Annotated in this window: 21 protein-coding genes and 1 pseudogene; 16 read left to right on the forward strand and 6 right to left on the reverse strand. The window is 64.5% G+C overall.

Translation table 11 applies throughout. The features are described 5' to 3' along the window. Window positions 1-89 precede the first annotated feature (89 nt). The gene (locus tag A1D30_RS23755) at window positions 90-392 is read left to right on the forward strand and encodes an antibiotic biosynthesis monooxygenase (RefSeq protein ID WP_007182542.1); all 303 of its coding nucleotides are present in this window, start codon (window positions 90-92) and stop codon (window positions 390-392) included. A 611-nt stretch (window positions 393-1,003) separates the two neighbouring features. On the opposite strand, the pseudogene A1D30_RS26595 reads toward A1D30_RS23755, so the two are convergent. Beyond that, window positions 1,004-1,229: pseudogene (locus tag A1D30_RS26595) on the reverse strand (IS3 family transposase); the annotation flags it as partial. A gap of 588 nt (window positions 1,230-1,817) precedes the next feature. Between A1D30_RS26595 and A1D30_RS23760 the strand changes: the two are divergent. The 11 genes from A1D30_RS23760 (at window position 1,818) to A1D30_RS23810 (ending at window position 14,232) form a co-directional block, all read left to right on the forward strand. Further along, complete coding sequence (locus A1D30_RS23760) at window positions 1,818-2,696, forward strand: AraC family transcriptional regulator (protein ID WP_063463189.1); 879 nt, start codon at window positions 1,818-1,820, stop codon at window positions 2,694-2,696. A gap of 147 nt (window positions 2,697-2,843) precedes the next feature. Continuing rightward, window positions 2,844-5,849: a molybdopterin cofactor-binding domain-containing protein gene (locus A1D30_RS23765; protein ID WP_063463190.1), complete on the forward strand. Its 3,006-nt coding sequence runs from the start codon at window positions 2,844-2,846 to the stop codon at window positions 5,847-5,849. Beyond that, window positions 5,846-6,661, forward strand: coding sequence for an FAD binding domain-containing protein (locus A1D30_RS23770; RefSeq protein WP_063463191.1), 816 nt, complete (start codon window positions 5,846-5,848; stop codon window positions 6,659-6,661). The genes A1D30_RS23765 and A1D30_RS23770 overlap by 4 nt, the downstream gene beginning before the upstream one ends. Next, window positions 6,658-7,161: a (2Fe-2S)-binding protein gene (locus tag A1D30_RS23775; RefSeq protein WP_063463192.1), complete on the forward strand. Its 504-nt coding sequence runs from the start codon at window positions 6,658-6,660 to the stop codon at window positions 7,159-7,161. The genes A1D30_RS23770 and A1D30_RS23775 overlap by 4 nt, the downstream gene beginning before the upstream one ends. Further along, on the forward strand, window positions 7,154-8,701 hold the full coding sequence (locus A1D30_RS23780) for an AMP-binding protein (RefSeq protein WP_063463193.1): 1,548 nt from the start codon (window positions 7,154-7,156) through the stop codon (window positions 8,699-8,701). Before A1D30_RS23775 ends, A1D30_RS23780 begins: the two co-directional genes overlap by 8 nt. 60 nt (window positions 8,702-8,761) lie before the next feature. Continuing rightward, complete coding sequence (locus tag A1D30_RS23785) at window positions 8,762-9,574, forward strand: enoyl-CoA hydratase/isomerase family protein (protein WP_063463194.1); 813 nt, start codon at window positions 8,762-8,764, stop codon at window positions 9,572-9,574. Window positions 9,575-9,642: 68 nt separating this feature from the next. Continuing rightward, entirely contained in the window at window positions 9,643-10,812 is a 1,170-nt protein-coding gene (locus A1D30_RS23790; protein ID WP_063463195.1) for an ABC transporter substrate-binding protein, read from the forward strand. Between the two features lie 22 nt (window positions 10,813-10,834). After that, the gene (locus A1D30_RS23795) at window positions 10,835-11,728 is read left to right on the forward strand and encodes a branched-chain amino acid ABC transporter permease (protein ID WP_242422019.1); all 894 of its coding nucleotides are present in this window, start codon (window positions 10,835-10,837) and stop codon (window positions 11,726-11,728) included. A gap of 1 nt (window position 11,729) precedes the next feature. After that, window positions 11,730-12,779 carry a branched-chain amino acid ABC transporter permease gene (locus A1D30_RS23800; RefSeq protein WP_242422020.1) on the forward strand — a complete coding sequence of 350 codons (1,050 nt, stop codon included), beginning with the start codon at window positions 11,730-11,732 and terminating at the stop codon, window positions 12,777-12,779. Continuing rightward, a complete protein-coding gene (locus A1D30_RS23805; RefSeq protein WP_082836602.1) occupies window positions 12,779-13,528 on the forward strand; it encodes an ABC transporter ATP-binding protein in 750 nt (249 codons plus the stop codon). The genes A1D30_RS23800 and A1D30_RS23805 overlap by 1 nt, the downstream gene beginning before the upstream one ends. Beyond that, window positions 13,528-14,232, forward strand: a complete 705-nt coding sequence (locus A1D30_RS23810) for an ABC transporter ATP-binding protein (protein WP_063463198.1) — start codon at window positions 13,528-13,530, stop codon at window positions 14,230-14,232. The genes A1D30_RS23805 and A1D30_RS23810 overlap by 1 nt, the downstream gene beginning before the upstream one ends. A gap of 63 nt (window positions 14,233-14,295) precedes the next feature. Here A1D30_RS23810 and A1D30_RS23815 read toward each other — a convergent pair whose 3' ends face one another. Both A1D30_RS23815 and hemH read right to left on the reverse strand, forming a co-directional pair. Then, window positions 14,296-16,788: an ATP-binding protein gene (locus A1D30_RS23815; RefSeq protein WP_063463199.1), complete on the reverse strand. Its 2,493-nt coding sequence runs from the start codon at window positions 16,786-16,788 to the stop codon at window positions 14,296-14,298. 348 nt (window positions 16,789-17,136) lie between these two features. Next, on the reverse strand, window positions 17,137-18,252 hold the full coding sequence (gene hemH, locus A1D30_RS23820; RefSeq protein WP_063463200.1) for a ferrochelatase: 1,116 nt from the start codon (window positions 18,250-18,252) through the stop codon (window positions 17,137-17,139). A gap of 90 nt (window positions 18,253-18,342) precedes the next feature. On the opposite strand from hemH, the gene A1D30_RS23825 reads away from it, so the two are divergent. The 4 genes from A1D30_RS23825 to A1D30_RS23840 all read left to right on the forward strand — a co-directional run bounded on the left by A1D30_RS23825 (window position 18,343) and on the right by A1D30_RS23840 (window position 20,941). Continuing rightward, window positions 18,343-19,089 (forward strand): HAD-IA family hydrolase, encoded by a 747-nt coding sequence (locus A1D30_RS23825; protein WP_063463201.1) that lies wholly within the window; start codon window positions 18,343-18,345, stop codon window positions 19,087-19,089. Window positions 19,090-19,201: 112 nt separating this feature from the next. Next, window positions 19,202-20,056 carry a DUF2189 domain-containing protein gene (locus A1D30_RS23830; RefSeq protein ID WP_063463202.1) on the forward strand — a complete coding sequence of 285 codons (855 nt, stop codon included), beginning with the start codon at window positions 19,202-19,204 and terminating at the stop codon, window positions 20,054-20,056. Then, complete coding sequence (locus A1D30_RS23835) at window positions 20,053-20,265, forward strand: DUF2788 domain-containing protein (protein ID WP_056064510.1); 213 nt, start codon at window positions 20,053-20,055, stop codon at window positions 20,263-20,265. Before A1D30_RS23830 ends, A1D30_RS23835 begins: the two co-directional genes overlap by 4 nt. Before the next feature lie 103 nt (window positions 20,266-20,368). Further along, on the forward strand, window positions 20,369-20,941 hold the full coding sequence (locus tag A1D30_RS23840; protein ID WP_347336249.1) for a nucleotidyltransferase family protein: 573 nt from the start codon (window positions 20,369-20,371) through the stop codon (window positions 20,939-20,941). Window positions 20,942-20,973: 32 nt separating this feature from the next. Here A1D30_RS23840 and A1D30_RS23845 read toward each other — a convergent pair whose 3' ends face one another. From A1D30_RS23845 to A1D30_RS23855, 3 genes are all read right to left on the reverse strand, one after another. Beyond that, window positions 20,974-22,011, reverse strand: a complete 1,038-nt coding sequence (locus A1D30_RS23845) for a tripartite tricarboxylate transporter substrate-binding protein (RefSeq protein WP_063463220.1) — start codon at window positions 22,009-22,011, stop codon at window positions 20,974-20,976. 47 nt (window positions 22,012-22,058) lie between these two features. Continuing rightward, entirely contained in the window at window positions 22,059-23,456 is a 1,398-nt protein-coding gene (locus A1D30_RS23850) for a sensor histidine kinase (protein ID WP_063463221.1), read from the reverse strand. A 132-nt stretch (window positions 23,457-23,588) separates the two neighbouring features. Then, window positions 23,589-24,272, reverse strand: a complete 684-nt coding sequence (locus A1D30_RS23855) for a response regulator (RefSeq protein WP_063463203.1) — start codon at window positions 24,270-24,272, stop codon at window positions 23,589-23,591. Between the last annotated feature and the right edge of the window lie 230 nt (window positions 24,273-24,502).

Genomic DNA, 24,502 nt, shown 5'->3' on the forward strand with positions numbered 1-24,502 from the left:
TTGCCACTGGAGATGTCTGTCATGAGGACTTAGACTGCAGTCTCGTCGATCCCTTCAACCACTTTTCCATTTACCCAAAGGAATACAGCATGACCAAGCTCGCCCTGTTTGTTCGCCTCGAAGCTAAACCCGGCCAGGAGGCTGCGCTTGCCGACTTCCTGGCCAGCGCACTGCCGCTCGCCAACGCCGAGTCCGGCACCACTGCCTGGTTCGCATTGAAGTTTGGCCCTTCGACCTTCGGTGTGTTCGATGCCTTCGCCGATGAGGCAGGTCGCCAGGCACATCTGAACGGCCAGATCGCCGCGGCCTTGATGGCCAACGCCGCGACCTTGCTGAGTTCTCCGCCCAATATCGAGAAGGTCGAACTGCTTGCAGCCAAACTGCCTGCATGACAACCCGGCCTTGACCCCATCAGGTCACGCTGCAGGATGGGCGTCACACGGCCCTGCGCGGCGCTACCCCTCGATTGGCCGGTGGGGATCAAGGCATGTGGCCAGGCTGCTCGTGGCGAATGACTCAGCCCGGCGTTCATAGCCGCTAACAAAACCATGGCACCGTCAAACACCTGATCGGCGTTTGACGCTGCGTGGGGCGGAACAAGAACAATGAGGTCAGCGCAGCACTGTTGCCGCATGAACTAGGCTTTGGCAGCGACATGACCTGCGGGCGGCGACTGCGCGATTGGCACGCGGCAGTTGTGTAGCACGAGCACCATCTGACTGAAACTGCTCGATGAACTGCGCAAGGCAAACAAGCTGGACTTCATCCGATTCAGCATGGTTGAGCCAGTGTACGCAGCCCCCCGGGTGGGCCGTACACCGGCCCCAACCCGACGGATCGAGGCAAGCTGGGCGGCAAGCGTCACATCATCACGGAAACCCGAGGTATCGCCATGATGCTCTGAGTCACCGGGTCAACAGGCGTGACTCGGTGGCCTTCGAGAATCTGGTCGACACCCTGCCGGCGGTAGGCAGCCAGCGGGCAGGCCCGGGAAACGGCCTGCGGTCACCGTGTACAGCTTTCTCATCTGGTGACTCCAGTCGTACCTCGCAGCGTGTCCTGCGCGAAGTACGCCGCGGCTTTTTTGCGATGTCGCGCTCCATGCGAAGACAAACATTCACTGCACGCAACCGGGCTATCTCCATCTGCTCGGGCGAGGTCTGGATGTTCTTGTCTCCACCGCCCGCGCTGTCCAATTCTGCCTTGGCTGACAGCCGTCAAGGATGTCCTGCATAACCCTCTCGGGTCGGTGGTAGTGCGGATCGGGACAGGCCGCAAGGCGTCTTTTTGCAGCCCATAGCGGGGCTATGGGCCAAAAAAGCAACGCAGCGGATGGCCCGAGACCGCGCTATCACAGACTGGAGGGAGTTATGCAGGGCATCCTTAACAGTTGCCCAGGCTCGCTTTGGGAATGCCAAGTACCTTGGCCACCACCACAATCGCCTGACCCGAGCGGACCTGCCGAACAGCCGCGTGATTGAACTCTCTCGTGTACTGCGCACGCACCTGCCGCGCAGACTTCTATTGATACGGCACGAATCTACTTGAACCGATCACGCTGAGTCTGTCGAAGCGCTGCGCAAGGTTTCGACAGGCTCAACCCGAACGGATATTTCAAGTTCAAAGAGGCCGACTCAACGGTAGGTCTCCATGAGGCTCTGGAAAATTAATCGTCATCGTTAATGGCCCTCACCGTTCCATGGGTCCGCACGCCAGCGCTCCGAACAGAGTTTTGCTGCATTGCAGGCATCAGTAACTCCCCGGCACTTTCCATGGGATAGAACTCCGGGTATTGTTCAAGCTGCAGGAGTTCGAACTTGTCCTCTGCGATAAAGATTTTTCAAGGCCGCTTCGGACGGGTCGCCCTTCTTGACATGGACGCCCCGCTGGTCGCGCACGCCCATCATCATTGCCATATTCTCATCAAGGCAGGAGGGGCTGACAGCGCCTTTATTGTCCGGGGGGAACGTGCGCCTATCACGGACGAGTTGGCCGTCCTGGTCAACGCTTGGGAGCCACACGCTTACGAGCATGTCGCGCCGGTCGATGCGCACACGCTGATACTGGCGCTCTACATCGAGCCAGGCTGGCTCGCAGATCTGCAGCGCTCACTTGCTCTTTCAGCCCATCCACGATTTTTTCCGCAGCGCTGCGTGCGCTTGAGTCCCGCAACCCGGAAGATGGTGGAGGAGTTCGTCCTGGAGCTGTGGTGGGACGACGAGGTTTCGCCCTCTCGCCTCGAAGACCTTCTGTTCAACCTCATCATTGCCGTGGTGGAGAGCTATACCGGCTGGCGTGACCTCTCCACCTTGCTGAAGAGTCGGCCGCCCGTCGCCATGGACCCGCGCGTACGCCGGGCAATTGCAATCATGCGTCAGGACGTTGCGCGAGAGCTTGATGTGGACATGCTGGCGACTTCCACAGGTCTGTCGCGGGCACACTTTTTCACGCTTTTTCAGCGCGATACGCAAGTCACCCCTCTGGTCTACGCCAACGTCTTGCGCTTTGAAGCAGCAATTCAACGGCTGACGAAGACGCAGGATGCCGTTGGTGACGTGTCCCACGAGTTGGGCTTTTCTGCGCCCAGCCATTTTTCGCGCTTCTTCCGCTCCCACCTGGGCATCACACCCACCGACTACCGTCGCAAAGTGAACCTTTTCGATCCCCCCTCCGACCCGCGCGTGGAAGAAATTTAGGCCTTCTCGAAAAGTCACCAGACTATTTGGATAGTTACCCGACTGGCGGATCAATGGGTGGACTCAAGCGATAACGCTGAGCCATCTCGTTTTCTGACACTGGCGCTGTAGAAAAAAAGCAGCTGCCAGACAGCTCAGGAGACAAAATTGCACGCAGACCCTTTACTCGCAGAGGCGGCCCGCCAGGCCTGGGTTGGCCAGCGCATTGAGCGCTTGGAAGATGACGCCCTGTTGAACGGCAGAGGCGCTTTCGCAGATGACATCGGCGTTCGCCCCGGCACGCTCGAGGCTGCGGTTCTACGCTCCCCTCACCCCCATGCACGGCTGCTTAGGGTCGACGCAGCCAAGGCTCTGGCGCTTCCTGGCGTGCGCGCAGTTTTGACCGGAGAGGATGTCAAGGCGTGGGCACAGCCTTTCGTGGTCGGAGTCAAGCAACCCATGCAGCACTGGGTTCTCGCTGTGGACCGTGTGCGTCACGTCGGCGAGCCGGTCGCCGTGGTGGTGGCAGAAGACCGCTACATCGCTGAAGATGCGCTGGACCTCGTTCAGGTCGAGTATGAGCCACTGCCCGTGGTCTTGGAGATTGAGCAAGGGCTCTCGGATGCGTCTACGGTACTGCATGAAGCCGTGGGCTCCAACGTCGTCTCGGACAGGGCGTTCCGATATGGTGACCCAGAGTCGGCGTTCAACGCGCCTGGTGTTCGCACCGTCGGCACCACGGTTCATTACCCGAGAAACACATGCGCTCCGATGGAGTGTGGCGTTGTCATCGCCGAGCACCTGCCGGGCGATGAGGGCTATGACGTCCTCTCCAATTTCATGGGACCGTTCTCCTTGCATGCCGTCATGGCGATGGCGTTGAAGGTGGCGGGCAACAAGCTGCGCCACCGCGTACCGCGCGACTCGGGCGGCAGCTTCGGCGTAAAGCAGGCCGTTTTCCCCTACGTCGTCATGATGTGCCTGGCATCCCGCAAGGCCGGCGCACCGGTGAAATGGGTGGAAGACCGGCTCGAACATTTGAGTGCGGCAACCTCCGCCACAGCACGGCTGACGCACATTGAAGCCGCGGTCACGCCAGAGGGGCGCATCCTGGCGCTCCGATACGACCAGGCCGACGAGGTCGGGGCCTACCTGCGAGCGCCTGAGCCCGCCACGTTCTATCGGATGCACGGAGCGCTCACGGGTCCATATGCCATCGACAACCTGTCCGTGCGAAACCGCGTTGTCGTCACAAACAAAACACCCACTGGGCTCGTTCGCGGCTTTGGTGGGCCGCAGGTGTACTACGCGCTGGAGCGACTGATGGACCGCGTCGCGGTGGCGCTCGCCATCGACCCGGTCGAACTGCGCCTTCGCAACTTCGTGCCATCCGATGCCTTTCCCTACACCGCTGCTGCAGGCGCGGTGCTTGACTCGGGTGACTACACACGCCTTGCGATGATGGCCATGGCCGAAGCGGATGTTCATCAGCTGCGAGAGCGACAAGCAGCCGCCCGCGCGGCGGGAAAGCTGTACGGGATTGGAGTGGCGGCCATCGTCGAGCCATCGGTGTCCAACATGGGCTACATCAGCACCGTTCTCACGCCCGAGCAGCGGGCCAAGGCAGGTCCGAAGAACGGCGCGATTGCCAGTGCCACGGTCGCCATCGACCTGCTGGGCGGAATCAACGTCACCATTGCGTCCGCCCCTGCAGGCCAAGGCCACATGACGGTCTGCGCTCAGGTGGTGGCCGACGTGTTTGGTCTCGAGCCGTCACAGGTGGTGGTTAACGTCGAGTTTGACACGGCCAAGGATGCCTGGAGCGTGGCTGCAGGCAACTACAGCAGCCGCTTTGCAGGCGCCGTTGCCGGAACCGTGCATCTGGCAGCTCAACGCCTTCGCGACAAGGTCTCTCGCATTGCGGCGGCAGGCTGGGGATGTCCCGCGGCAGATGTGTGCTTCGAAGGCGGACAGGTCTTCAATCGTGAGCAGCCATCGCAGAGGCAGCCGTTCACCCGCATTGCCGCCAGCCCGCACTGGGCACCGGGGCTACTGCCTTATGGCGTGGAGCCTGGTCTGCGGGAGACCGCGTTCTGGACACCGGAAACCCTGCGCGCTCCTGACGCGCAGGACCGCGTCAACACCTCTGCCGCCTATGGATTCGTCTTCGACGTCTGCGGACTCGAAATCGACCCCAATACGGGTGCTGTCGTGGTCGACCGCTACATCACTGCGCACGACGCCGGCCGACTTCTCAATCCGGCACTGGCCGACGGCCAGATCCGTGGTGCCTTCACGCAGGGGCTGGGTGCTGCGTTGCTCGAAGAGTTCCGCTACGGTGCAGACGGCAGTTTTCAGAGCGGGACGCTGGCCGACTACCTGATGCCAACGGCCTGCGAGACGCCCGACCCGGTCATCGTCCACCTGGAGACGCCAAGCCCTTTTACCCCAATGGGCGCCAAAGGTTTGGGCGAAGGCAACAACATGAGCACGCCTGTTTGCATTGCCAACGCATTCAGCGACGCGCTGCGGCCCTTGGGCGATGTGGAGGATGTGAGGCTTCCGCTGACTCCTGCTCGTGTTCTTGAGCACCTTCAAACGCCTGACCCAGAGTCGACGAATCCGCTGGCTCGCAAAGCGACGCCAGCACCCGCTCCAGCTGGCGAGGGGTTATCGCTGTCCGCACAGGGCACGGTGGAAATTGCCGCCACGCCTGAGCGTGTGTTCGCGGTGCTGCTGGACCCGGTTGCACTTGCCAAGGTAATTCCTGGCTGCCACGAATTGAAGACCGATGGGGACAGTCGATATCGCGCAGACGTGACCGTCGGCATTGGACTCATCAAAGCCAGGTACGAGGCCCTCATCAAGCTGTCGGACATCCAACCGCCGCACAGCCTGCGTTTGGCAGGCAGTGGCAGCTCAAGCCTTGGCACAGGTGCGGGGGATGGCCTGGTTCGACTGGAAGCAACACCCACAGGCACCCGTCTGCACTACGACTACAGAGCGCAAGTCGGTGGAAAGGTCGCCATGGTGGGCAGCCGGATGATTGAGAGCGCCGCCAGAGTCATCGTTGCTCAACTCTTCGAATCGCTGGGTCGTCAGGCCTCGGGCGGAGGTGATGCAAACGTCTCATGGTGGCGTCGCCTGCTGATTCGCCTGGGAGTCACTCAATGAAGCCACCACTCTTCGACTATGTCCGTGCCGACAGCGCTGAAGCTGCAGCGCAACTTCTGGAACGTTTCGGCGAAGGTGCCCGGATTCTTGCTGGCGGACAGTCGCTGATGGCTGTGCTGAACATGCGGCTTGCGCAGCCCTCTTTGCTGATTGACATCTCGCGCTGCGAATCCCTCTCGATGATTGAGGTCCGCTCCAGGGAAGTGAGGGTCGGTGCGGCAGTGACCCAAGCGCAGCTTCAGGCCCACCAGGACGTCCCCCCGCTGTTGAAGCTGGCGTTTCCTTACATTTCCCACTTTCAGATTCGAAATCGGGGAACGGTCTGTGGCTCGATTGCTCACGCCGACCCATCGGCCGAGCTGCCACTGTGCCTGCTCGCACTCAAGGGGGTTGTCCATCTGCTCAGCTCTCGTGGACGTCGCGATGTGCCTGCCTCCGAGTTCTTCACCGGGCTACTGAGCACCGCGCGCGCCAACAATGAACTGATTGAAGCGGTGAGCTTTCCGCGTCCGGCGGGCGGGCAAGGGTTTGGCTTTGCCGAACACTCGCGCCGCCATGGTGACTTCGCCCTCTGCGCAGTGGCTGTGGTGTCAGATGCAAAAGAACTGCGAGTGACCGTGGGAGGGCTTGGTGACAGACCTCACGCCGAAGTCATTCCTCAACTTGAGGGCGATGCACTTGACAAGGCGTTGAACGAGCTCGCCTGGTCTCTTGATGTGCGCGACGACCCGGCCACCCCAGCGGCGACGCGGCGCCATCTGTTACGTCGCCTGGCTGCCCAGGCCATCCAGCAAGCACGGAGACAAGCATGAATACCCCAATTCTCGACAAGGGAGGTTTGCACCTGGTGCAGCTCACCCTGAATGGGCGGAGCCGCTCGGGCCGCGCACAACCTCGAACCCTGCTGAGTGATTTTCTACGCCACGAACTGGGCGCAACAGGCACGCACGTGGGATGCGAGCACGGTGTCTGTGGCGCCTGCACGGTCCGGGTCGATGGCGTGGCAAGCCGCTCCTGCCTGACGCTTGCGGTGCAAGTCGACGGTCGGCGTGTTGACACGGTCGAAGACTCGGAGAACCAGGATGATTACCTCGTTCGCCTCAAGGCTGCGTTCAAGCGACACCACGCGTTGCAGTGCGGCTTTTGCACCGCAGGAATTCTGATGTCCAGCGCAGATTGGTTGAAGCGTCAGCACGACGCAGGCCACCAACCCAGTGAGCATGAAGTACGCGACATGCTCAGCGGCCACATTTGCCGCTGCACTGGATACACCCCCATCGTAAACGCCGTCCTGGAGGTGTCCCGTGCTTGACCTTGGAAGAACCTTTTTGCAGAGCGTTGACCGCTCTGCCAACACGACAGCACTTGTCGACGGCTCAGTTCGGCTCACCTGGGGTGAGTGGGCCCGCGCCATCGGCGGCGTCCAGCGTGGCCTGGCAGCCCTGGGATTGCGTCATGGGGACCATGTCCTCAGTGTGCTGCAAAACCGGTACGAAGCGGCCACCTTGCACTGGGCCTGCCAGTTCTCTGGCCTAGTGATGACGCCACTGAACTGGCGCGCCAAGCCCGAGGAGATTGACTACGTGCTGCGTGACTCCGAGGCACGTCTTCTGGTGTTCGAGGCTGCGTCGGAAGAGTCGCTGGAGAGCTCCGTTCTGGGTAAGACCGTCACGCGCATGGCCGTTGGCACGGTTCGTAGTGAGGCGAACCGCTTTGATGACTTGTTCAAAGAACGCCGAGACCCAACACCTTTGGCCCGCGCCGAAGACCTGTCCTTGATGCTCTACACGTCGGGGACAACGGGCGCGCCCAAAGGCGTCCCACGGCGCCAGCGTACGGAGAGGGTGGCAGCACTCGCCCACGTCGCTCAAAACCGCTACGCGTACGGGGAGCGAACCCTGGGCGTGATGCCGCTGTACCACACCATGGGCGTGCGCTCTCTGCTGACGATGGCCCTTGTCGATGGGCGCTTTGTCTGCATGCCCCGATTTGATGCCGCCACGGCATTGAGAGCCATCGAATCGGAGCGGGTGAGCCATCTGTATCTGGTGCCCACGCTGTACCACGACCTCCTTGCGCACCCAGAGTTCAAGCGAACTGACACGCACTCGGTGCGCAAGCTCGGCTTTGCCGGTGCTCCCATGCACGATGCGCTGCTGCTGCGGCTTCAGCAAGCGTTCCAGCCCGAGCTCTTCGTCAACCACTACGGCAGCAGCGAGATTTACACGTTCTCAATCAATCAGAACGCCGTGGGTAAGCCCGGCTCTGCGGGACGTGCAGGCATCAACACACGACTGCGTGTCATCAAGCTCGATGCCAAGAGCCCGGAAGACGTGGCAGCGCCTCTGGAAGAAGGCCAGATAGTGGCCGACCTCCTCAGCGACGAAGCCTTCGAGGGCTATCACAAACGCCCCGAAGCGAACGCACGCAGCCTGCGCGACGGCTGGTATTTCACGGGTGACACGGGCTACCTCGATGCAGAGGGTGACCTCTTCGTGACTGGTCGCGTTGACGACATGATTATCAGCGGTGGCGAAAACATCTCGCCCGTGGACATCGAGTCCGTGCTCTCTTTGCACCCCAGTGTCGATGAGGTGGCTGTTGCTGGCCTGAAAGACGAGCGATGGGGGCAGCGGGTGGTGGCGTTCGTGAAGACCCATGACGCCGTGGGGGCTGATGCCCTGGATGCCCACTGCCGCGCCTCTGACCTCGTGAACTTCAAGCGCCCTCGCGAGTACGTATTCGTTCGCGAAATCCCCAAATCCCCTGTCGGAAAGGTCCTGCGTCGCAAGTTGGTAGCAGGCGAATTTGAAGCAGCGCGACCTCCGCTGCCTGTGGTGCCACCCGCTTGATGCGCGTCCATCAATCCATTCACTTCTTCAAACCCTCTTCAACCAGTCGCAAAGGAAATCATGCAACTCAATGACCTCAACCATCCTGCGCTCACGCTGAGCGCCACCCTGGACGGCTACCGCGTGGAGATAGACCCATCGCGTGAACGCGCTGACATCGTTCTGTGCCGTCCCCCGTTCAATGTGATCTCCATGACCCAGCGAGAGCAGCTGCGCATCACATTTGAAGCGCTGGATGCCAACGACAGCGTGCGCGTCATCGTCCTTCGCTCGGAAGGAGAGCACTTCTCCAGCGGCGGCAACATCAAGGGCTTCCTTGAGGCCTCTCCCGAGCACGTGAGCAAGCTCGCATGGAACGTTGCAGCACCCGCCCGCTGCAGCAAGCCTGTCGTGACCGCTGCCCGTGGCTACTGCTTTGGTGTGGGCTTTGAACTCTCCCTGGCGTGCGACTTCCGTCTCGTGACACCGACCACGCTGTATGCGCTGCCCGAGCAAAAGTTGGGCCAGATTCCTGGCTCCGGCGGCTCTGCACGTCTGCAGAAGATGGTTGGTATCACGCGCACGAAGGACATCGTGATGCGCAGTCGTCGCATCACGGGCCCGCAGGCCTACGACTGGGGTGTAGCGACCGAGTGTGTGCCCGATGCGGAGCTGGAAGCTGCAACCGACGCACTGGTCGACGAGCTGCGTGGTTTCTCCCCTCTTGCCCAACGTACTGCAAAGAAGCTGCTCAACGACACCGAGGACTCGCCCCTGTCCATTGCCATCGAACTTGAAGGCCACTGCTATTCGCGCCTGCGTAGCTCTGACGACTTCAGAGAAGGTGTCGAAGCATTTCATGACAAGCGTCGTGCCCGCTTCACAGGCACCTGAGTTTCCTGAATTCGTTCCCCAGCTTCCCCCTGCCGCTTGACCACCAACAACCCAAACAGGAGACATACGTGAAAACCAGAAACACTGCCATCGCCCTGGCGATTGCCTGTATTGCAAGCAGCGCTGCTGCGCAGAACCAGCCCATCCGCATCGGCGTCGTGACGCCACTGTCCGGTACCTATGCAGGCATTGGCCAGCAGGTGAAATGGGGCCTGGACCTTGCCGCGCGCCAAATCAATGCCGCCGGCGGAGTGGCCGGTCGACAGCTCGAGCTGGTGTACGAAGACGAAGAAGCCAACCCGGCTGTTGCTGTGCAAAAGGCAGAGAAGCTCTTCCAGGTCAACAAGGTCGACTTCCTGACCGGCACGGTCAATAGCGGCGCCACCCTGGCTGTGGGTCAGGTTGCAGAGCGCAACAACCGCCTCATTGCAACAACCGTTTCATTTGCCGACTCCATCACTGGTGACAAGTGCTCACCCAATGTGTTCCGCGTGAACGCACGGGCAGGTATGCAGTCTGCTGCACTGGCCGACTGGATAGCTCGCACACGGCCCAATGCCAACGTCTTTTATCTCGGACCCGACTACGAAATGGGCCGCAGCACGGTGGCAGCATTCAAATCTGCTGCCGAAGCCAAGGGCGCAAAATCCGTGGGCGAGGTGTTTGCTCCGCTGGACAACAAGGACTACTCCCCGTTCTTCGGTCAGATGCGTTCGTCGCGTCCTGCCGTGATTTACACCTCGGTTGCAGGTAACGACACGGTGCGCCTGTTCTCCCAGATGGCTGAGTTCGGAATCAACCGCAACGTTCAGGTGGTTGGGGCCTCCGGCACCGTGACCTCGCAAAACCTGCCCGCCATCGGCAAGAACGCAGAGGGCTTCGTGACCGGCGTGGGCTATGCAACGAGCATCGACAGCGCCGAGAACCGCAAGTTTGTAGCCGACTTCGAAGCCGCCAACAAGAGCGCACCGGACCTCTACGGCGCCGACAGCTATGGCGTGTTGTTCTTCTACAAGGCAGCGGTCGAGAACGCAGGCAGCACCGACACCGACAAGGTGCGGGCCGCCATGCGTGGGCTGCAGTGGAGCACCCCTCAAGGCACAAAGACCATGCGTGCGGGTGACCACCAGGCCATGCAGGACATGCACGCGATGCGTGTGACCAACGGCAAGTTCGAGCTGGTGGGCCAAGTCAAGGCCGACGCGGCCATCGGCGCCGACGTCTGCACGCGATTCTGAAGCCACGACCGAGTCCAACACCATGAGCAACGCTATGGAATGGCTGCAGTTCGTACTGGCACCACAGATGATTAACGGCCTGTCCATTGGCGTGGCCGTGGTGTTGATGGCGTTGGGCCTGACCATCATCTTCGGTCTGCTGGATGTCATCAACATGGCCCATGGCGAGTTCTACGCCATAGGAGCCTACCTTGCCGTCGCCTTGTTAGCGACGGGCATGTCGTTCTGGTGGGCTTTGGTCCTGACGCCGCTGCTGATGGCGGTGTTGGGCTTCGTCACCGAGAGAGGACTGATCCAGCGGGTGTTTCACAGCAAGGACCGTCACACGCTGACCCTGCTCCTGACCTTCGGCGTGGCGGTAGTGCTGGAAGACGCGCTCAAAATTGCGTTCGGCGCCAACCCCCTTCGCCTGGAGGCGCCCATCAGCGGCGCCACCGAGATGCTGGGATTGTTCTTTCCCAACTACCGTCTCTTTGTCATGCTGTTCGGGGGGGCGCTCATCGCTGCGGTGTGGCTTCTGGTCTTTCGCACCTCGCTGGGTGCGATCGTTCGCGCGGCCGCATATGACCGGAACATGAGCGCCTCGCTGGGTGTTCCTGTGCAGCTCGTCTACGCCGGCACTTTTGCCTTCGGGGTGGCCCTGGCTGGTATCGCTGGCGTTTTGCTGGCACCCATCTACTCGGTGTTTCCGACCATGGGCAAGGACTTCGTCCTGATCGCCTTCAGCGTGGTCATCATCGGCGGCATGGGCTCCATCAAGGGTGCTTTGCTCGCAGGCCTGTTGCTTACGCAGGTGCAGTCCATCTCCAGCCTTTACATCTCCCCGGTGTGGAGCGACCCCCTGTTGTTCGGCATCATGGTCCTCGTGCTGATGTGGCGCCCGCAAGGCTTGTTCGGAAAACTTGGGAGCGCCTGAAATGAGCACACCAGCATCTTCTTCGACGATTGGCCCACGTGGCGGCGCTGTGGCCATGGCGAGCAGCGAGCGGCCGCGCCGCTCTGCAGCCACCTGGCTAGCCATCCTGTTCTTCGCCGGTGCACTGCTGTTTGGTGGCATTGCCCTGGCCCTGGGGGACGTCTTCTACCTGCGCCTGGCAACGGAAGCGCTGATTTTTGGAGGTCTGGCCCTGTCCGTGGATCTTCTGCTGGGTAGGGTTGGCCTGCTGCCGTTGGGACAAGCGCTGTTTTTTGGGCTAGGGGCATACGTCTCTGCGTTGGTGCTCAAGAACTGGAGCGATTCGTTCTGGCTGGCTTTGGGCGTCACCCTGGCTTTCAGTGCTGTGGCCGGTCTGATTGGTGGGCTGATTGCCATTCGCGCCAAGGGTGTCTACTTCGCACTCATCAGCTTCGGCCTCGCCCAGGTTCTGTCCAAAGTGGTCTACAACACCCGCGAGCTCGGTGCCTCAGACGGCATCATCGGCGTGCCCTCGGCCAACATCATGTGGGGCGTCAACTCGGCCACGCCATCGGGCTTCTTCCTGGTGGTGCTCGCCTTCATCGGTGTGCTCTATCTGGTGCTGCGCTATCTCATGGACACACCCGTGGGTCGCCAGCTCGACGCCATCCGAACCAACGAGCACCGCGTCTCCTTTCTGGGTGAGGACCCCTGGCGTTACAAGCTGGGGGCCTTCGTTGCAGCCGCGTGCATAGCCGGTTGCAGTGGTGCGCTCTATCCCATGCTGCGCGGCTTCGTCTCGCCTGAACTGATGTTCTTCCAGGTTTCTGGCAACGCGGTCATCAACGTCATCGTCGGTGGCACCGGCACACTTATCGGCCCGCTCTATGGGTCTGCCATCCTCACTGGCCTGCGCTCCGTGGTGGGCTCCTTCACCACGCATCACCACATTGTTATCGGCGTGTTGTTCGTGTTGGTGGTGATTCTCATGCCGCGCGGCCTCATCGGTTACGCGACACCCGCCCTACAACGCTGGCTAGATGCTCGACGCAACCAGAAGGAGAACCGTTGATGAACCCCATTCTGTCGGTCAAAGGCATCAGCGTTCAGTTCGGCGCCCTCAAGGCAGTTCAAGATGTGAGCTTTGAGGCTCAGCCGGGAAAAATCACGGCCGTGATTGGCCCCAACGGGGCTGGCAAAAGCAGCCTGTTCAACCTCATCAGCGGAGCCATACGTCCCTCTTCGGGGGCGGTGCGTTTCGATGGGGAGGATGTGACGGGCCGTGCGCCCCACCAACTTCTCAGATACGGCCTGTCACGCTCGTTCCAGATTACCAATCTGTTCTTTGAGCTTCCGGTACGCGAGAACCTGCGCCTGGCAGCGCAGTTCCTTGAGCAGGGGCGCGGCCTGTTTCGCCCACTGGCCCGCAGCCAGACTGCTGCTGCGCGCGTGGACGAACTCCTTGAGCAGTTCGACCTTCGTAACAAGGCAGATGAGCTCGCTGGCTATCTGTCGCATGGAGAGCAACGTCGACTGGAGATTGCTGTGTCTCTGGCATCACGCCCGCGCATGCTGCTCCTCGACGAACCGACCCAGGGAATGAGCCACGGCGACACCCGTGAGACCGAATCGCTGATTCGGGGGCTCTCCCACAACCATGGTCTTTCCATTTTGCTGGTCGAGCACGACGTGGACCTGGTGATGCAGTTGTCAGACTTTGTGGTGGTGATGCACCAGGGTCAGAAGCTCGCCGAGGGCACTCCGGCACAGGTGCGTGCCAATCCTGCGGTTCAGGCCGCCTACTTCGGGGAGAAGCTCTGATGTTGGAACTCAAAGGCGTTCACACCCACTATGGGCTGAGCCACGTTTTGCAAGGAATAGACCTGCACGTGGGCCATGGCGAAGTGGTTGGCCTGTTTGGCCGCAACGGGGTGGGTAAAACCACGGTGATCAAGACGATTGCCGGCTGGGTCTCGCCCTCTAGTGGAGATGTCATCTTTAACGGCGAATCAATTAACGGCGTCGGCGCAGACCAAATCTGCCGCCGAGGCATTGGCCTTGTGCCTGAGGACAGGCGCATCTTTCCTGGCCTGACCGTTGAAGAAAACCTGCATCTGGGTCAGATGCAGTGCCCGTCGCGCAGCCGCTTGGACGCGCGCAGGCGAATGGAGGAAATCTACCAGCGGTTTCCGCGCCTTGCGGAGCGTCGGCGTCAGATGGGGACCACCTTGTCGGGCGGCGAACAACAGATGCTCGCTATTGCGCGGGTGCTCGTTGGTGAGCCAAAGCTGCTGCTCATCGATGAGCCCACGGAGGGTCTGGCGCCCATGATTGTGGATGAGTTGTTCACCTTGATTGGCAACTTGGCGAGCGAGGGGATTCCCATCGTCCTTGTGGAGCAGAACGTCCATCGTGCCATCGGCTTGGTCAACCGTTTCTATATGCTAGAGCGCGGCTCGGTAGTACTCGATGGTGGCGCGAATCAAGCGGACCGCTCTGCGCTAATGGAACGACTGGCAGTCTGAGCTCAAAGCCCATTGGGCTGCCGATCACTCCAGAGATGGCGTCAAGACAATGGGGAGGCATCCCTAGCGTCTCCGAACGGCGCGCCCCCTGCGCGCTGCCCCCGCCACCTGGCAGGCCCTCCGATACGCCCGCAGCGTCATCTCCGCCCGCTGCATCACGGTGTCTTCCACCGCGGCCGCGCCTCCAGCCAGTTCTTCCGCCTGTGCCTGCAGCAATTCCGCCGGGCTCATGCCCGATGCCTCGCCCGTCAGCAGCGCAATGCCTTCGCTCACATGTCCCATGGTGTAGACGTGGAACAGCCCGCGCTGCACCGCGTCCAGCACGCTGCGGTCCAGCATCAGGTGGCGCTGGTTGCGGGCGGGGATCAGCACGCCGTGGGTGCCGTCCAGCCCCGCCGTCGCGCAGGCGCGGAACCAGCCTTCGATCTTTTCGTTGATGCCGCCCACGGGCAGCACTTCGCCGTGCTGGTTCAGTGCGCCGGTCACTGCAATGCCCTGGCGCAAGGGCAGGCCTGACAGGCTGGACAGCAGCGCATACAGCTCGGCGCACGAGGCCGAGTCGCCTTCCACGCCGCTGTACTCCTGCTCGAACACGATGGAGGCATTGAGCGCCAGCGGCGCGACGTGGCTGAACAGCGCAGTGAGGTAGCTGTGCAGGATGAGCACGCCCTTGTCGTGGATGGGGCCGGACATATCGACCTCGCGCTCGATGTTGAGCAGGCCCTCTTGCCCGGCAAAGGTGCGGGCGGTAATGCGCACCGGAAAGCCGAAGCGGTAGTCGCCCAGGTCGATCTGCGTCATGGCGTTGATCTGGCCGGTGATGGAGCCTGCCAGCGAGATCAAGCGCTCGCCTTCGGTGATGGAGTCGTGCAGCTCTTCTTCGGGCTGGTTGTGGCGCTGGGTGCGGGCAGCCAGGGCGGCCTGCACGTCGGCGGCTTGCACCAGGGGGCCGCCGCGCGCCTTGCACAGCGAGGCGCTTTCAATGGCCAGCGCTTCGGTGTGCGCAAAGCGGGCGCTTTGGCGGCGCTGGTCGTCGGCCTCGCGGTGGGTTTGCTCCAGCAGCAGGGCCACGGCGTCGGGGCCGAAGTGGGGCAGGCCGCGCTTTTTGCAGACTTGCGCCACCAGGATGGCGGTGGCGTGGTGGGTGGCGGGCGTGGCGGCAAAGTGGTCTGAAAAGTCCACCTTCACGCGGAAGCGGCGTGCGGCGTCGGGGTCGGCGTCCTGCAGCGCGTAGTACTCGTCCACCGATCCGATGAGCACGATCTTCACATCCACGTCCACCGGCTCGGGCTGCAGCGCCACGGCGCCGCCGGGGCCATGGCCCGGGCCGCCGCCTCCTTCTTCGATCTGCAGGCGCCCGCAGCGCAAAAAGCGGCGCAGGCGTTGCCACAGGCCCTCTTCGGCGGCCAGGTCGTGCAGGTGCAGCAGGATGAAGCCGCCGTGCGCCTTGAGCAGGCTGCCCGCGTGGATGCCGGTGTGGTCGGCCTGCACGGTGTCGGCGTCCGATCCGTGCTCGATGCTGCCAAACAGCGTGCGCTGGGTGGGGTTGTCCTCTACCACCACGGGGGCGGCGGTGCGGCCGTGGTTGTCTACCACCAGGTTCACCTGGCAGCGCGCCAGCAGGTCGTCGAGCGCGTCCTTGCGGTCGTCTTCGGCGTCGGTGCCCTGGTCGCCACCGCGTTCGGTATCCAGGGGCTCGAACAGGTCGATGTTGCCCAGCACCGCCTGCTCCACCTGGTCGAGCCAGTGGGTGAGCTTGACGGTGTCCTTGATCTGCTTGCGCAGGCCCTGGCGGATGTCGTGCAAGGCGTGTTCCACCAGGGGCTTGATGGTTTGGCGGCGCAGGGCGGCCAGGGCGTCGTCGCGGGTGCGCTCCAGCGGGCGGGCGGCTTCGAGAAAGCGGGCGATCTCGGTGCGCACTTCCTGCTCGGCGGCGTCGATCTCGGCGCGGCGCTCGCGCGGCAGGGCGCGGGCTTCGCTTTCGGTCAGCGGCTGGCCCTTGGGGCCGGTGAGGGTGAACACCATCTGCCCGCCGTCGCGCGTCAGGCGGAACTGGCGGGCTTCGGCAAACGCGTCCAGCACGGCAAAGGCCTCGGCCTCTTGGGTTTGCCAGGTTTTTTCGATGCGCTCGGCCTCGGCCTTGAAGTCGGCGGCGGCCAGGCGTTTGGGGATGTCGGCCTGCAGGTTCTTGGCCATGTCGGCCAGGCCCTGGCGCAGCTGGCGGCCCTGGCCCGCTGGCAGGCGCAGCGCGCGGGGGCGGTCGGGCGTGTCGAAGTTGTGCAGGTAGCACAGGTCGGGCGGCACGGCGCGCTGGCTGGCCGCCGCCTGCATGGCCTGGCGCAGCAGCGACGCGCGGCCGCTGCCCACTTCGCCCAGCACAAACAGGTGGTAGTCGGGCTGGTGCAGGCCCAGGCCAAACTGCGCGGCGGCCTGGGCGCGCTCCTGGCCGATCCAGGGCAGGGGCAGGTCTTGCAGCTCGGCCGTGCTGGCAAAGCCCAGCGTGGCGGGGTTGATCGTCAGCCGCAGCTGGTGGGGGGCGAGGGCAAAGGCGGGCATGGGCGGGTGGTGGGGTGCGGCAGGGCTGCAGATCAGCAGGGGGCTGCCATCGCGGAATATGAATGAAAAAAGCCTGTTCAGGTAGCTGTGTCAGCGAGGGTTCTCACTCCCTCTCCCCTCGCGGGAGAGGGCCGGAGAGAGGGGGTGACACGGGGTGACAGGGGCGCGGTGCGGGTGCAGCCCCCTCTCCCCAACCCTCTCCCGCGAGGGGAGAGGGGGGTAAGACCGGAAAGCCGCTGTGGATGGGCGGGGTGGTGTCCTGGTTTGAGAGGGACAATTTTTTGGATAAAAATGGCTGCTATCGCCTATGGGGTAAGCGCTGGCAGCTATAAAAATAATAGTGATTGGTCAGTGGGCCACGGGACAGGCCCCGGCGGGGGCGCCCCCGGCTTGTGCGTGGCTGCGTGCATCGGCCAGTGCGGCGGCGGTGGGCACCTCGGTGGGCCAGCCCGCCAGGTGCTGCTGGGCCACGCGGCTCAGGGTGGTGATCCAGTGGTTGTTGTCGTTCAGGCAGGGGATGTAGTGAAACTCCTGCCCGCCCGCGTGCAAAAAGGCCTCGCGCACTTCCATGTTGATTTCTTCCAGCGTCTCCAGGCAGTCGCTGGTGAAGCCGGGGCACACCACATCCACCCGCCGCGTGCCCGCCTTGCCCAGCGCCTCGATGGTGGGCTGGGTGTAGGGCTCCAGCCACTTGGCCTTGCCAAAGCGCGACTGGAAGGTGATGCGAAAGCGTTCCTCGCGCAGGCCCAGGCGTTCGGCCAGCAGGCGGCCGGTCTTGCGCGCCTCGCAGTGGTAGGGGTCGCCCAGGTGCAGGGTGCGTTCGGGCACGCCATGAAAGCTCATCACCAGCTGGTCGGGCTGGCCGTGGTGCTTCCAGTGGGTTTCGATGGTGCGGGCCAGCGCGTCGATGTAGCCGGGGGCGTCGTGGTAGTGGTTGACGAAGCGCAGCTCAGGCACGTTGCGCGTGCGTGCGGCCCAGGTGTAGACGGCGTCAAACACGCTGGCCGTGGTGGTGGCCGAGTACTGCGGGTACAGCGGCAGGATGAGGATGCGCGTGGCGCCCTCGGCCTTCAGGGCATCGAGCTGGCTGGCGATGGACGGGTTGCCGTAGCGCATGGCGTGGCGCACCAGCACCGCGTGGCCTGCCTCGCCCAGCCAGCCGCGCAGCAGTGTGGCTTGCTTGGCCGTCCAGTGCGCCAGGGGCGAGCCCTCGGGCGTCCAGATGCTCGCGTATTTGGCGGCCGACTTGGCCGGGCGGGTGCGCAGGATGATGCCGTGCAGGATGGGCCACCACAGCAGCCTGGGGATCTCCACCACGCGGTGGTCACCCAGAAACTGTGCCAGGTACCGGCGCACGGCCGGGGCCGTGGGTTCGTCGGGCGTGCCCAGGTTGCACAGCAGCACGGCGGTGCGGTCGGCCTGGCCGTGGGTGTAGGGGGGGGCGGGGGCAAAGGTGGAGGGCATGGCCCGATTGTGGCAAATGGGCCGGGGCATGGCGGGCACGCGGGATCTGCGGCACATCCGCTGGTTACCGTCGGGTATTCTTGCCGCACCATGACCGCCCCCCAGCCTCAACCCACCGCGCCTGCGCAGGCATCCGCCCCGCAGCTGGACATCGCCCGCATTCGCGCCATCTCCATCGACCTGGACGACACGCTCTGGCCCATCTGGCCCACCATCACCCGGGCCGAACGCGTGCTGCTGGACTGGCTCACGCACCATGCGCCCGCCACGGCGGCTTTGTTCTCCAGCACCGAATCGCTGCGCGCCATCCGCAACCAGATGGTGGCGCTGCGGCCCGACCTGCTGCACGACCTGAGCGCGCTGCGGCGCGAGTCCATCCGCCTGGCGCTGACCCAGGCGGGCGATGAGCCCGCGCTGGCCGAACCGGCGTTTGACCTGTTCTTTGCCGAGCGCATGCGCGTGGAGCTGTTTGACGACGCGCACGACGCGCTGGCCTTTTTGTCGGCGCGCTACCCGGTGGTGGCAGTGTCCAACGGCAATGCCGACGTGCACCGCATCGGCATCGGCCACTACTTTCGCCACAGCATCAGCGCGTCGGAGTTTGGCGTGGCCAAGCCCGATGCGCGCATCTTCCATGCCGCCGCTACGGCGGCCGACGTGTTGCCCCACGAGGTGCTGCATGTGGGCGACGACGCCACGCTGGATGCGCAGGGCGCGCTGAACGCAGGCATGCAGGCGGTGTGGATCAACAGCGCCAACCACCCCTGGCCCCATGACGATGTGCAGCCGCATGCCACGGTGGACAGCCTCACGGCGCTGTGCAGGCTGTTGGCCTGACGGGCTTCCCTCGGCCCGGTTTCTTGCCTCAGGTCAAGGTTTGGGCGCGCGGCGGTTGATGCCGCTGCCCGATAACGTCACACTCCATCGTCGCTCGGCGACCCCTCCCACCATGCCCCGTAATCCCCCGCCATTGCCCGCCATCCGCACCATCGGCCTGATGCAGCCCATGACCTGGCTGGTGCTGGCTTGGCGCGACATGGCGCAGGCGGGCTGGATCAGCTTTGCGCATGGCCTGGCGCTCACGCTGTTCGGGGCGGCCATCTTTGCAGTGGGGCACCACCGGTTCTGGCTGCTGGCGGGGGCACTGTCGGGTTTTCTGGTGGTGGCACCTGTGCTGGCCACCAGCCTGTATGCGCTGAGCCGCGCGCTGGAGCGCCGCGAAAGCGCCAACCTGGGCGTGGTGCTCAAGACCTGGTTCAACTGGCAGAACAGCCATGTGAACAAATGGGGCAACGACTACTGGTGCATGGTGCAGTTTGGCGCCTTGCTGGCGCTGGCGGCCTTGGGCTGGGTCATGACATCGGCGGCGCTCATCACGCTGCTGGCGCCCGTGCCCATCGAAACGCCGCTCGACTTTCTGCGCCATGTGGTCATGGCCCGTGATGGCTGGTTGTTTGAAATCTGGCTGGCCTTGGGCAGCCTGATGGCCGCGCCGATTTTTGCGTCCAGCGTGGTGGCCATGCCGCTGCTGCTGGACCGCCGCGCCACGCTGCTGCAGGCGGTGCTGACCAGCTGGCAGGCCGTGGTGGTCAACCCGATGCCCATGGCGTTCTGGGCGGCGATCATCCTAGGCTTTACCTTGCTGGGCCTGGGCTCGCTGCTGCTGGGCCTGATCGCCGTGATGCCGATGCTGGGCCACGCCAGCTGGCACGCCTACCGCGACCTGGTGGATGCCTCCAGCCTGCCCGAGCGCGACCTGGCCGTGCCCGCTGCGCCAGCGCGCACGCCTGGAGGGGCATCGTGATTTTTGGCTTCACCGAGGCGCAGATCTCGGGCTTCTTCCTCACCTATGGGGTGGGGGCGTTCATCGCCTACATGCTGTTCATCATCGGCCAGCTGGCGTGGGAATCGAAGGCCGGGCGGTTTGGCACCTTTGTGCTCTTCCTGGGCCTGGGCGTGGGGTTTCTGGGGTTCCTGGCCAAGGTGGTGATCCAGTGGTGGCTGGAGAGGTGAAGGGGCCTGTCTTTGCAAGGGGTGGCGTCGCCCTGATCCCTCCTTGTGCGCCAGGCCATCGGGTCACAGGGCTTGCCTTGTGAGTCAGTCCCACAGTCCTTTCTTGTCTGAGTACCACCAGCGGCTGACCGGTCTGGTGCGCGCTTCGCCGTTGTTGATGGAGGCGCTTCGTGCCGTGCGGGCGCTGGGGCTGAACCCATGGTGCATCGGTGTCGGCGCCGTGCGCTCGCTGGTGTGGGATGACTTGCACGGGTTTGCAGTACCCACGCCGCTGGACGACGTGGATGTTGTTTACTTCGACCCCACTGTGGAAGGCGCTGTGCACGACGCGGCGCTGGAAACCCGGTTGCGCCACGCCATGCCTTCTGTGGCATGGGAGGTGACCAACCAGGCCACCGTGCACCACTGGTTTGCCCGCCACCTGGGGTTGCAGGTGCCGCCGTTGGCGTCGCTGGAAGATGGCGTGGGCACGTGGCCAGAGATTGCCACCTGTGTGGGGGTGTTCCTGCGCGCTGACGACTCCATCGGCGTTGTGGCACCCCACGGGCTGGACGACTTGTTCCAACTGGTTGTGCGCCACAACCCGGTGCGCGCCGCTGCACAAACCTACCGCGAGCGCGTGGCGTCCAAGCGATTTGCCGAGCGCTGGCCTCTGCTGTCCATCCGCCCCGCTTGAGGGCGGCCGGTGGGGCTGAGCCGGTTGCCGCCTCAGCGCGGCCAGGACCGCAGGCCCAGCTCCTGCGCCAGCTGGCGGTAGTCGGCCAGGCTGCGTTGCACAAACGCCTCCAGCGCCGCGCCGGTGCGCGCAAACGGGTACAGGCCGTACTGGCCGCACAGCGCGGCATAGCCGGGTGCGGCCAGCGCATCGGCAAAAGCCGTCACCCAGGCGCGCACGGCGGCATCGGGGGCGCTGGCGGCCATGTACAGGCCGCGCACCGTGGGCCAGACCAGGTCCACGCCTTGCTCGCGCGCCGTGGGCAGGTCGGCCAGGGCGCCGGGCAGGCGGGCCTGGGCCAGCACGGCCAGAAAGCGCAGGGGCGCGCCTTTTTCCAGGGCCTGCCGGGCCTCGGCTGCATCGCCGGTGAAGACGCCAATGTGGCCGCCCCGCAGGGCCTTGAGCGCCTCGCCGCCGCCTTCGAATGACACGAAACGCATGCGCTTCGGGTCCTGCCCGGCGGCGCGGGTCAGCAGGGCGGCTTTCATCCAGTCCTGGCTGCCCAGGGTGCCGCCTGCGCCAAACACCACGCGCGCCGGGTCCTTGCGCAGCGCGGCCACCACGTCTTGCAGGCGCTGGTGGGGCGCATCGCGGTGCACGGCCACCACGCCGTAGTCGGTGCCCAGCGTGGCGATCCAGCGCACGGCGCTCACCGGGTGGGGGCCGAAGCGACCCTGCGCGATGTTGAGCAGCGAGCCGCTGGAGAACGCCACCAGCGTGCCTGGCCCGCCCAGCCGTCCGGTGGCGACCTGGTCAAACGCCACGGCACCGATGCCGCCGGGCAGGTAGCGTGTGTGCAGCGGTGGGCGTGCGGGGCGCACCACCTGCACCGCCTGGGTGGCCAGGCCACAGGTCAGGTCGAACCCGCCGCCGGGGCGGGAGGGGGCGATGCACTCGGCAGGCTCCAGCGATGCATCGGCCGCCCACGCAGCTGGCGCGTGCGCAGCGCCTGAAGTGCCCGCCAGTGCTGCCAGCCACTGCAGGGCGTGGCGGCGGGGCAGGGTGGGGAGGGGGCGTGGTGCGGACGGCATGCGGGGCGAATTCTGGCGGAATCTGGGGTGCTGCGCGATGGGGGTTTTCAGCCCCGGGGCCACCACAGGATGGCCAGCAGACCAGGCCCACCTGCGCGTTCTTCGAGCCGCAGGCCGCCCCGGTGCCGCTCGGCGATGGAGCGCGCGATTGCCAGTCCCAGGCCCGAGCCGCCCGCCGCCGCCTGCGAGCCACGCCGGTAGCGCTGGCCCAGTGCATCGCGTTCGCTGGCGGGCAGGCCGGGGCCGTTGTCTTCCACGCTGAGGCTCCAGCCCAGGCCGTCGCCCGCAGCCGATACGGTGACCGTGCCGTGTTCAGGCGTGTAGGCAATGGCGTTGGCGGCCAGGTTGGTGAGCGCCTCGCGCAGCAGGCCGCTGTCGCCCACGGCCATGAACTCGGGCGTGGGGGTGTGGATGCCAAAGTCGATCTGCCGAGCGCGGGCGCGGGGCAGCAGCTCCAGCGCCACGGCGCGCAGCAGCGCGGCCAGGTCGAACGGGGCCAGCTCTACCGCAGCCGTATCGCTGCGGCCCAGGGCCAGCAGTTGCTGGGTGCTGCGCGTGGCGCGTGCGACTTCGCCGCCGATGGCTTCCAGGGTGTGCTGCACCTGGGTGGCGTCGGCCTCGCGCCGGGCGTAGTCGATCTGCATCTGCAGTGTGGTGAGGTGGGTGCGCAGCTGGTGCGAGGCGTCGTCCAGAAACTGCCGCTGCTGGGCCACCAGGTCTTGCGTGCGGGCCATCTGCTGGTTGGCTGCAGCCACCAGGGGGCGGATGTCGGCGGGCAGGTCGGTGTCGGCCATGGGGGTCATGTCGTCGGGGCTGCGCGCCTGCACCTCGCGCGCCAGGCGCGCCAGCGGCCGCAGCGCCACGGCCAGCGTGGCGGCGGTGCCCAGCACCATGAGCGCCAGCACCAGCGTGTCGCGCAGCGCTGCCCGGCGCACAAAGCGGCGGGTGAACTCCTGCCGCGAGCGGGTGCTTTCGGCCACCTGCACCAGCACGCTGCTGGGATCGACCCCCGGCGCGGCACCTTCCACCGCGCGGCGGTAGGCGGCCAGCCGCACGGATTCGCCGAAGTAAGTGGCGTCATAGAAACGTGGCACGCCGGGCGTGAGCGGATCGGGCGGCAGTGGCAGGTCGGCGTTGCCCAGCTCCACCAGCCCGTCGGACGATGCCACGCGGAAGTACACATTGCCGCTGGCCGTGAGTTCAAAAAATTCGAGCATGCTGTATGGCAGCTCGGCCGACAGGCCGCCCGAGGCGGTGGAGATGTTGGCGTCAATGGATTTGAGCGCCCCGAGCAGCGATCGGTCGTAGGCCGCGTTGGCCGCCTCCAGCGCGTCGTGCCGCGTCATCCACAGCTCCACCCCCGTCACCACGGCCAGCAGCGGCAGCAGCAGCAGGGCCAGCAGCCGCCATAGGCTGGCGCGGCGCAGGCGTTGTATCAAAGACATGGCAGCGGACTCCGCCGCAAAGAACAGGGAGCGGTCCTGAACATGCGCGTGGCCCACGCCAGTGCCACCGTGGAACTGGCTTTGCCAGGCCACGGGTGGCGTCCCCCCTCAGGGGGGAAGACGCGCAGCGTCTCAGGGGGGAGCCACATCATTTGCTTCGAGCGCATAGCCTAGCCCGCGCAGGGTGGTGATGCGCACGCCGCTGCCGTCCAGCCGCTTGCGCAGGCGGTGTACGAACACCTCCACGGCTTCGGGGTGCACGTCCTCGTCGTCAGAGAACACGCGGTCCAGGATCTGCTGCTTGGAAAACGGCTCGCCGCTGCGCTGCACCAGCACGCGCAGCACGGCATGCTCGCGCGGCGACAGGGCCAGGGGCTCGCCATGCAGCGTGAACTGCTTGCGCGGGTTGTCGTACACCAGCGCGCCACAGGCCAGACGCGGGTGCTCGTTGCCACGCGCGCGGCGCACCAGGGCATGCAGGCGGGCCTCCAGCTCGGCCAGCTCGAAAGGCTTGGCCAGAAAGTCGTCAGCCCCGGCGTTGAGCGAGCGCACGCGCTCGTCCAGCGAATCGCGGGCCGTGAGGATCAGCGCGGGCAGCCGCTGGTCGCGGTCGCGCAGGCGCTGCAGCACGGCCTGGCCGTCCAGTCCGGGCAACCCCAGGTCCAGCACCAGCGCGTCGTAGTTGTCGTGCTGCTGCAGGGCTCGGTCAGCAAGGCGCCCGTCGTTCACCCATTCCACCTGGATGCCCGCATGCTCCAGCGCGCGGCTGAGCCAGGTGCCCAGGTTGTGGTCGTCTTCGGCCAGGAGGATGCGCATGGGGGGATGCTACTGCGGTGCTTGTTTCGGCTTTTGCTGCGCTTGCTTATGGCGTGCGACTACGATGCGCAGGACAAAAGAGGGAGAGCAACTGTGTTTGAAGTCAAGCCTTTCTCAAGCACCGGCAGGCCTGTGGATAACCAGCCTGCCACGGCTTGCCCGAGCGGATCACCGCGTTGATGATCGTCAGCAGCTTGTGCATGCATGCGGTCAGCGCCACCTTCTTGGGT

It is taken from the genome of Acidovorax sp. GW101-3H11 (genome assembly GCF_001633105.1).
Taxonomy (GTDB): domain Bacteria; phylum Pseudomonadota; class Gammaproteobacteria; order Burkholderiales; family Burkholderiaceae_C; genus Acidovorax.

What these genes read in the sequence shown, in the direction of transcription:
- A1D30_RS23830 (WP_063463202.1), top strand. Translation starts at nt 19,202, where the DNA reads ATGCCCCGTAATCCCCCGCCATTGCCCGCCATCCGCACCATCGGCCTG.
- A1D30_RS23775 (WP_063463192.1), top strand. Translation starts at nt 6,658, where the DNA reads ATGAATACCCCAATTCTCGACAAGGGAGGTTTGCACCTGGTGCAGCTC.
- A1D30_RS23795 (WP_242422019.1), top strand. Translation starts at nt 10,835, where the DNA reads ATGAGCAACGCTATGGAATGGCTGCAGTTCGTACTGGCACCACAGATG.
- A1D30_RS23810 (WP_063463198.1), top strand. Translation starts at nt 13,528, where the DNA reads ATGTTGGAACTCAAAGGCGTTCACACCCACTATGGGCTGAGCCACGTT.
- hemH (WP_063463200.1), bottom strand. Translation starts at nt 18,252, where the DNA reads ATGCCCTCCACCTTTGCCCCCGCCCCCCCCTACACCCACGGCCAGGCC.
- A1D30_RS23850 (WP_063463221.1), bottom strand. Translation starts at nt 23,456, where the DNA reads ATGTCTTTGATACAACGCCTGCGCCGCGCCAGCCTATGGCGGCTGCTG.
- A1D30_RS23805 (WP_082836602.1), top strand. Translation starts at nt 12,779, where the DNA reads ATGAACCCCATTCTGTCGGTCAAAGGCATCAGCGTTCAGTTCGGCGCC.
- A1D30_RS23800 (WP_242422020.1), top strand. Translation starts at nt 11,730, where the DNA reads ATGAGCACACCAGCATCTTCTTCGACGATTGGCCCACGTGGCGGCGCT.
- A1D30_RS23815 (WP_063463199.1), bottom strand. Translation starts at nt 16,788, where the DNA reads ATGCCCGCCTTTGCCCTCGCCCCCCACCAGCTGCGGCTGACGATCAAC.
- A1D30_RS23825 (WP_063463201.1), top strand. Translation starts at nt 18,343, where the DNA reads ATGACCGCCCCCCAGCCTCAACCCACCGCGCCTGCGCAGGCATCCGCC.
- A1D30_RS23855 (WP_063463203.1), bottom strand. Translation starts at nt 24,272, where the DNA reads ATGCGCATCCTCCTGGCCGAAGACGACCACAACCTGGGCACCTGGCTC.
- A1D30_RS23770 (WP_063463191.1), top strand. Translation starts at nt 5,846, where the DNA reads ATGAAGCCACCACTCTTCGACTATGTCCGTGCCGACAGCGCTGAAGCT.
- A1D30_RS23755 (WP_007182542.1), top strand. Translation starts at nt 90, where the DNA reads ATGACCAAGCTCGCCCTGTTTGTTCGCCTCGAAGCTAAACCCGGCCAG.
- A1D30_RS23785 (WP_063463194.1), top strand. Translation starts at nt 8,762, where the DNA reads ATGCAACTCAATGACCTCAACCATCCTGCGCTCACGCTGAGCGCCACC.
- A1D30_RS23845 (WP_063463220.1), bottom strand. Translation starts at nt 22,011, where the DNA reads ATGCCGTCCGCACCACGCCCCCTCCCCACCCTGCCCCGCCGCCACGCC.